Annotated in this window: 1 protein-coding gene; it reads right to left on the bottom strand. The window is 65.6% G+C overall.

Going from position 1 to position 1301, the window contains the following annotated elements; translation table 11 throughout:
* Positions 1 to 141: 141 nt before the first annotated feature.
* Entirely contained in the window at positions 142 to 1221 is a 1080-nt protein-coding gene (locus AC1RRW_RS22275; RefSeq protein ID WP_492903903.1) for a transposase, read from the bottom strand.
* Positions 1222 to 1301 lie beyond the last annotated feature (80 nt).

Genomic DNA, 1301 nt, shown 5'->3' with positions numbered 1-1301 from the left:
ATCTGGGCGCCCGCGAATACCTGGTGAATTTGGCGAGCGGTGGGGCGGCGGATGGGTCGGGAACGCGAATTGGCGTCCGCTCGGCCTGATCGGCGACCGTCCGTGGCCGATTTCCGGCCGTCCGACTGGTTTTGGACGGATTCATCGCCTGGCGCCGGCGCGCTCGTGGAAGATCAGCCTGTCGAAATTATAGGCGAGGTTGGCCAGGATGAGTTTCGCTTCGGCCCGGGCCAGGCCGATGGTGCGGATGAACAGGCCGAACCGGTTCTTCTGATGAGCGAAGACGTGTTCGACGGCCGCCCGGATCGCCGACTTGCCGGCATTGGCTCGCGCGACATGCTGCGGCATCGGCCGACCCAGCGGCTTGCGGCGATGGATCCGGCTGACCAGCATCTTCGCCGAGAGCCACTTCTCGTTGGTCTGCGAGCGGTAGGCGCTGTCGGCCCAGACCTCCGAGGAGGTGTTCTGCGTCGTCACCAGCCGCGGCGGCATCCGCCCGTCAGCCTGCGAAGCCGAGGTCACCGCGCTCTCGCGGATGAAGCCGAAACGCCGGTCGATGGCGATATGGGATTCGTAGCCGAGGACCGGCAACGCGATCTGCGGCAGCGGCGTTCCGTCCGGCCGGTGGCGGATCTTGCCGCCGATCTTCAGCGTCCAGCGCGCATCGACGTCCTTCTGCGTCGCCTTGTTCGGCTCCCCCGGCCAGATCTCCTTCGCCGTCTCGCCGGCCTTGATCGCTTCCTTCTCGCTGTCATTGTTGCGCTGCTTCGGCGCCGGCACGAGCGAGGCATCGACGATCTGGCCCGACATCGGGATGTAGCCCTTCTTCTGCAATTGCCAGTCGAAGGCCTTCATCTCCCGCCGCAGCGTGCCGGTCTCGGTCAGCCTGTCGCGGAAGTGCCGGATCGTGTTCTCGTCCGGCGTCGGCCCGCCCAGATCGAAGCGCAGGAAGCGCATCCAGGACAGCCGGTCCCGGATCATGAACTCCATCCTCGCATCGCTGAGATTGTGCTGCGCCTGCAGGATCAGCGCCTTGAACATCGAGACCGGGTCGAAGGGCGGGCGCCCGCCCTTGGCTCCGTCGCCATAGCCAAGCCCGTCGACCAGCCAGCCGCGGAAATACTCAAAGTCGACCGCCCGCTCCAGGACTTCCAGCGGATCGCCAATCGCGCTCAGACGCTCAAGATGCTCCGACAGCCCAAAAAACGACCGCTGTTCCATGAACCAGCCCACCGATCACGCCGATGGGCCAGTGAACCACGAAACCGCCCAGCACGGTAGGTTCTTGCGGGTCTCCAGCT

This window comes from Allobosea sp. GW821-FHT12C12, assembly GCF_058807355.1.
Note: the sequence above shows the minus strand (reverse complement) of the source record. Positions and strands in the feature narration are given on the sequence as shown.